We start from the raw sequence: 7,162 nt of genomic DNA, 5'->3' as shown, positions 1-7,162 counted from the left end.
AAAGTTAAAAGTTAAAAGTTAAAAGTTAAAAGTTAAAAGTTAAAAGTTAAAAGTTGAAAGTTGAAAGTTGAAAGTTGAAAGTATTAACAATTACCACATGAAAAATGACACACAGGATAATTATAAAATATTGGCGGGAAACCTGGGCTGTAGCACAGCGAATCTTGATTGAACTATGGCGAAGGCAGCGTAGCCTATTATTTTGGAGTATTTTTCCAATTACCGTGCTATTTCTCAACGGTTTAATTATGGCAGAACAGGCTCAGCTATCAACCGCTGAAGCATTTGAACGTGCGGCCCCAACTACTCTGGTGGGTGCTGCTTTGTTTTTTAGCTGCTTGGGGGGTAGCGTCGCAACGGTAGTCTCAGAACGAGAACAGCACATGCTCAAGCGTTTATTTATCTCTCCATTAGGCGGCATATCCTATTTCTTAGGAATTTTTTTGGCTCACAGCTGCATTGCTACAGGTCAAGCCTTAGTGGTTTATACCATAGCAGCATTTTTGGGGGCAAGGTTTCAAGGTTCCGTGTTGCTAGGGGTATTGATTATTTTGCTGAGTATTATTGCTTATGTGGGAGTGGGATTTTTTCTGGGAACTCAATTAGCGCGGCGCACTGAGGACGTTAATGCCTTAGTGGGAACCTTTGGTGTACCTCTATTAATTTTGGGTGGTGCGTTTTTACCAACTGCTTTGTTTCCGGAACAGTTACTGGAAATCGCTAAGTTTAACCCCATTTATCATATGAACGAAGCCTTGCTGGGAGTATGGGCTGATGGCAAGGGTTTGGTGGAAATCGAGTCTCATTTCTGGTTTTTGTTTGGCTTTGCCTCAGTGATGGTGATAGTCGGATGGTTGTCATACCAGGGGATGGTTCGGGTAGAGAGAAGATTGTAATTGACCAAGGGAGTTTTGTGCAGGGTAACCTAGTTTAAACCATTGAAGAATCAGGAGGTTTGCACAAAAAAAATAAACTTAAGTATAGTCGGGTCAGTTATCTATGACCTAGTACGTCTATAAAATTATCCGATTATCGTAAAAAAAGTCTGATTAAATTGCCTTAGTATTGCTGAAGGTTTAACTAGTGCTAAATATCCATAAATTAAGTAAGTCTTACGGTAATCGAAACGTTCTGCGGGATTTAACCCTAACTATTCCAGCGGGAGAAATATATGGTTTACTCGGACCCAATGGTGCAGGTAAGACAACTACTATCAACATCATCTGTAACTTACTACGAGCGGATAGTGGTGCGATCGCAATCAATAACCAACCAGTATCCGAGGCAACGAAAAAGCTGATTGGGGTTGCTCCCCAAGAGAATTTACTGTATCAAACCCTTAGTTGTCAAGAAAACTTGTATTTCTTTGCTCGTTTGTATGGGTTAGATGGTCAGCAGTGCTCTAAACAAGTTTACGCTGCCCTTACTGCTGTAAATTTATTAGAGCGGGCAAAAAGTCCAGTGGAAACCCTCAGTGGTGGGATGCAGCGACGGATGAATATTGCTGTTGCTCTAGTGCATCAGCCGAAATTACTTATTTTAGATGAGCCTACCACAGGCTTAGATATTGAAGCCCGATATGAAATTTGGGACTTGATTCGACGTCTTCAGGGCCAGGGAATTACTATTTTGCTGACGACTCATTCCCTTGATGAAGCAGAACGTCTTTGCCACAGAATTGGCATTCTTAAACAGGGACAGATTGTAGCAGAGGGGAGTTTGGTTGAGTTACGGCAAAAGATTCCGGCTCAAGAAATTTTAGTAGTAGATACCCCTCAAGAAGAACAAGCGATCGCTCGTGCCCAAGAATTAGGCTTTACTCATCGCCGCTATGGCAATGATTTAGCGTTTTGGCTACCAGAGTCTTTAGACCTAAAGGACATTATGGCATGTTTTGATGGGATTCCCCTCGATTCCATTGCTCGTCAGCCAGTGCGGCTTGAGTATGTCTATGTAGAGGTTACATCAAATCTGGGAAATAAGTTAGTGGTTAGTCGTTAGTGAGAGTGTGTTGATCTCTACTAACTACTGTAGGGGCGAACAGCTGTTCGCCTCTACTAACCACCAACAAAAAAAGAACAAGCTGGATATTGTGGGTGATTAACGATAACAATCTACAAACCATTCCCTTTGCTAGACAGCTGAACCCCAACTTTCCTGAATACGTACCGCAAGCCCTCTGATGACAAAAGACTCATCTGGGCCAGGATATAATCAGCTAAGTGGGTAGTTGCTGACAGCACAATCAACCCCGATTCTTTGTCAAGCAAGCGCTCAATTAATTCAGCCTTTTCCTCTACAGATAATGTTTCGGCTAGACGCCAAACGCTATCAACCTTATTAGGCTTGGAGTTAATGTCAATTACGCAATTCTTATACATTGCCTTACTGCCCTTCAATAACTGATGGGATTATAGAATTGCTGAGTTGACCGCTGTAACCGTAAATCTACTTAGAGAAAATAGACCAGCTCTGGAATTGTAAGTAAATTCCTCAAGGTTAATCAACCTGTTAGGGTTAATCAATGTTTTGTCTTCAGAGGGATATTATAACCCTTTTTTTCAGGATTTGTCACCATTTCCAGATCTCAACCCAGAGCCTTTGTTTGATTACAGCTAATCAAACCTATTGTGAATGACTCGATGCTGCTGGCTTTAGCAGTGTTACGATCCCTGAAATCTGTGAAGATGCCCCAGATAACTTATGGTATCTAGTTTATGGACGTTACCTAGCTAACTGTGATCACATAATTTTAACTAAAACTTGAACAAGTTTAGTATTAACTTCACGAATACTTTAAATAAAAGTATTTTTATTTAACAAAAGAATTGATAAATTGATAAATAGTCAAGTCAAGCAAAATATAAAAAAAATTCAGGGTAAAAAAATAAGACACCTTAAGGTATTTTAATTTTTCATTAATACTCCAAAATTTAAACGTTTATTTACAGGGTAAACTACGAAAAATTTATCGGTTTTACGAGTCTGAATTAAGGTGTATCAACTGGTGTATCAACTGGTGTATCAACTGGTGTATCAACTTATGATGCCTTGAGGTGAGCTTAGTCTAAATTTGTTTGTCTGCAATGACCTTCTTGTGTCAATTATGTAATCTACCAAAGACAAAATCTGATGACTACTATTTTTGGATTTGAGACTGGCAACTTCATAAATTGGAACACTATCGGCGATGCCAGCATTGAGACAGCGGCATTTGGTAGTATCCCTTCTCAGGGAAAATTTCAGGCTTTAATTACTAATGATGTCGGTTCTGTAAGTGATAGCGCACTTGAAAACCTCTTGGGCTTAAACCCAGGCACTATAGATAGTTTTGGCAATGGAGACGCCAAAGAAGGATCGGCTCTCAAGCTAAAACCTATTACAGTCAACGCTGGGGATGTTTTGAGCTTCGACTTTAACTTCCTGACTGATGAGCTTACCCCTGACTCCACCTTCAAGGATTTTGCCTTTGTCTCCATCACCCCAAACGTTTTATCTAACCTAGCAGATACCAATAGTTCATTTCTCCTGTCTCCTACAGGATTTCGTGAGGAAACAGACTACGATACTTTTACCTACAAATTCCCAACTGGTGGCACTTATCTAGTAGGTATGGCAGTGGTGGATGTAGAAGATGAGTTGTTGGAATCCGCGCTACTAGTGGATAACTTAAGAGTTGTGCCGAAAGATGAAGTAATTCTAGGCACAAGCAATGGTGAAACTCTTTTCGGCACTGCTGATAATGACAGCATCTACGGTCAGGGTGGTAATGACAGAATCTTTGGCAGTGAGGGAGTCAACATTATCTATGGTGGTGCTGGGGATGACGAGATTTTCGGCGGTTCCAACCCTGACACCATTTATGGCGGCACTGGTAATGACGAGATTTTCTCTTCTGGAGGCAATAACACAGTCTATGGAGGTATCGGTAATGACCTCATAGACACTGGCACTGGTAATGATTTAGTGGTTGGTGGCTTCGGCAACGATACGATCAGGCTTGGGGGTGGTCAGGATATTGTTGTCCTAGAAGCACGCAAAGGAACTGATACTATCATTAACTTTAAGGCTGGTAAAACGTCGCTAGGTCTTTCTGGTGGTTTGACTTTCAGTAATTTGAGGTTTAACCAAAGTGCTGATGGTGTCGAAATCGCTGCTAACGGTGAAGTCTTAGCAGTTGTCAATGATGCACAAGTTAGCACTATTGCCAGCGCTAGCAACTTTTTGACGATTTAGCTAAGACCGCGATTCATCCCACACCTCAATGCGCATTGAGGTGTGGGATGAACGCGGAGCTGGATCTTTCATCGTTTTGAGATCGTCTATAATGAAAGTAGTAGGGAAAACAAATTAAGAGCTAACCGCCACCTACGTGCTTTAAAATCGAACTTTTCTGTATTGTTCCGGTGCGGAGGGGCATCCCGTGTCGTTAATAAAGCTTACCGAGTATCCGTTCGCGCAGCGTCGGCGAAAGCCGATACCGTTGGGTGGAGTTGGTAAGAAGCCCACACTGTAATCTTTGATGAGCGTGTGGGAGTATGTCACCAATAACTATACCGTTAGGGGAGCACAGCTTGCGCCCCTACTACTGAAGATAAATCCAGAAGGGTGTTTGAGGTAGAGTTTAGCGACTGTCGCTATAACTCTGCTTTTTCTGTGAAAACCATCATCAACAGGTCTATAATCTCAAGAGGTACACTGGGGGAATTGGTAGTTAAAGATTACGGTTTTGATTAGTAATCGGTTCCCTATGTCTACATTTTTATTAGAAGTCGGTACAGAAGAATTACCCGCAGATTTTGTCGATAGTGCGATCGCACAGTGGCAATCGAAAATTCCCCAAACCCTCGATGAGTACTTTCTTACTCCAGAAGGAATTGAGATTTACGGCACCCCTCGCCGCTTAGCAGTTATCATTAAACAATTACCTCAAAAGCAACCCGACCGAGAAGAAGAGGTTAAAGGACCACCAGCTAAGGCAGCGTTTAAGGATGGCGAACCTACTAAAGCAGCACTTGGGTTTGCCCGTAAACAGGGGGTAGAGCTAGATAATCTATTCCTCAGAGATACGGATAAAGGAGAATTTGTCTTTGTTCAGAAACAGATATCCGGTCGCCCCGCTACGGAAATTTTAACGGAACTGATTCCCCAATGGATATTTGGATTGGAAGGAAGACGATTCATGCGCTGGGCGAATGGAGATTTAAAGTTTCCCCGTCCCATTCGCTGGCTAGTCACACTTTTGGATGATGTAGTGCTACCGGTAGAGTTAGATAATAATGCCGAGGCTATCAAAAGCGGACGCATTTCCAGTGGTCATCGGATCTTGTCTCCCAAACCGGTAGAGATTCCCCAAGCTACAGATTATCAGTCCTGTTTGCGCAATGCTTATGTAGAGGTCAACTCTGAAACACGTCGGGAGACAATCAAATCACAAGTAGAATCAGCAGCTAAAGAGTTAGGTGGTTATACCCCTCTGTACCCTGAATTATGGGAAGAAGTCACTAATTTAGTGGAATGGCCGACAGCAGTAGTGGGTAAATTTTCCTCAGAATTCTTGAATTTACCACAAGAAGTGGTCACCACAGAGATGGTGTCTCACCAGCGCTACTTTCCAGTATTCAAAACCGAAGCAGCTACTGAACTTATCCCCTATTTTATTACTATTGGTAACGGTGACCCTGCTAAATCCGAAATTATTGCTACTGGCAACGAACGGGTAATCCGAGCGAGGTTAGCCGATGGGCAGTTTTTCTACAAAACTGATATCGACTCACCATTAGAAAGCTATTTACCCCAACTGGAGAAAGTCACTTTTCAGGAAGATTTAGGTTCAGTACGCCAAAAGGTCGGTAGAATAGAAAAGATAGCGAATCAAATAACTGACCAGTTACGTCAACACTCTCCTAATTTAATCTCACCAGAGGCGATTACTCAGATTCAAAGGGCCGCCTTACTGTGTAAAGCTGACTTGGTTACCCAGATGGTCTATGAATTTCCTGAATTACAAGGGGTAATGGGCCAAAAGTATGCCGTTGCTAGTGGGGAATCTGAGCAAGTCGCAACAGCAATTTTTGAGCATTATTTACCGAAAGGTGCAGGGGATGCTCTACCTAAAACCCTTACCGGGCAAGTGGTAGCATTAGCAGACAGGCTAGATACCTTAGTCAGTATCTTTGGTTTAGGTATGTTACCCACAGGCTCTTCTGATCCCTTTGCTCTACGTCGTGCTGCTAATGGTATTATCAACATTACCTGGAATGCCAACTTACCGATTAATCTTCAACAGTTGCTACAAGATATTGCTGCAGATTTTGTAGCTGCTTATCCAGACAATAATTCACCAATAGAGTCATTACAGGAATTTTTCTTACAACGGATTCGCACTCTGCTCCAAGAAGAAAATAAAATTGACTATGATTTAGTGAATGCTGTGTTAGGAGAAGATGATCCGGAGTATCAAAACAGGGCATTAATTGACGTGTTAGATGTACGCGATCGCGCTTTGTTTCTTCAGTCTATCCGAAATAATGGTACCCTGGATAAAATCTATGAAACTGTCAACCGTTCAGCTCGTTTAGCTAAACAAGGGGATTTAGATACCAAAGAGTTACAACCAACAACAGTAGTGACTCCGGAATACTTCCAGAAATCTTGTGAGCAAGCATTTTATGATGCCCTAGTGGAATTAGTGCCGAAAATTAAAGCTTCTCAGGAAGAGCGAGATTATCAGAAATTAGTGGAAGCACTAGAAGAGATTGCTCCTACGGTTAGCACTTTCTTTGATGGTGACCAGAGTGTATTGGTGATGGATCCTGACCCCAATATTCGCACTAATCGCTTGAATTTGTTGGGATTGTTGCGGAATCATGCTCGTGTATTAGCAGATTTTGGAGCAATTGTCAAAAGTTAGGGTTTGGTTTGTCAGCATATGCGCGAAGCGCACGCTACGGGAACAGTAATCAGTAAGCAGTAATCAGCAATCAGCAATCAGCAATCAGTAATCAGCAATCAGCAATCAATAATCAGCAATCAGCAATCAGCAATCAGTAATCAGTAATCAGTAATCAGCTGAAGGCTGTTCGCGTAGCGTGGCCAAAGGCCAAGGCTGAAGGCTGTTCGCGTAGCGTGGCCAAAGGCCAAGGCTGAAGGCTGTTCGCGT

At 42.3% G+C, this 7,162-nt stretch carries 5 protein-coding genes; 4 read left to right on the top strand and 1 reads right to left on the bottom strand.

Translation table 11 applies throughout. From position 1 onward, the window contains the following. The first annotated feature begins 122 nt into the window (after positions 1-122). Both AC4II3_RS08200 and AC4II3_RS08195 read left to right on the top strand, forming a co-directional pair. Entirely contained in the window at positions 123-896 is a 774-nt protein-coding gene (locus tag AC4II3_RS08200) for an ABC transporter permease (protein ID WP_488011562.1), read from the top strand. Between the two features lie 187 nt (positions 897-1,083). Next, positions 1,084-2,001 carry an ABC transporter ATP-binding protein gene (locus AC4II3_RS08195; RefSeq protein ID WP_488011556.1) on the top strand — a complete coding sequence of 306 codons (918 nt, stop codon included), beginning with the start codon at positions 1,084-1,086 and terminating at the stop codon, positions 1,999-2,001. A gap of 113 nt (positions 2,002-2,114) precedes the next feature. Here the strand turns inward: AC4II3_RS08195 and AC4II3_RS08190 are convergent, their stop codons facing one another. Further along, a complete protein-coding gene (locus AC4II3_RS08190; RefSeq protein WP_488011558.1) occupies positions 2,115-2,381 on the bottom strand; it encodes a hypothetical protein in 267 nt (88 codons plus the stop codon). A gap of 751 nt (positions 2,382-3,132) precedes the next feature. Here AC4II3_RS08190 and AC4II3_RS08185 point away from each other — a divergent pair. Further along, positions 3,133-4,236 (top strand): calcium-binding protein, encoded by a 1,104-nt coding sequence (locus AC4II3_RS08185; RefSeq protein ID WP_488011560.1) that lies wholly within the window; start codon positions 3,133-3,135, stop codon positions 4,234-4,236. A 514-nt stretch (positions 4,237-4,750) separates the two neighbouring features. Beyond that, the gene (gene glyS, locus AC4II3_RS08180; protein WP_488029244.1) at positions 4,751-6,913 is read left to right on the top strand and encodes a glycine--tRNA ligase subunit beta; all 2,163 of its coding nucleotides are present in this window, start codon (positions 4,751-4,753) and stop codon (positions 6,911-6,913) included. The last annotated feature ends 249 nt before the right edge of the window (positions 6,914-7,162 follow it).

It is taken from the genome of Moorena sp., from assembly GCF_982860115.1.
This window is presented reverse-complemented; position numbering and strand designations above follow the sequence as displayed.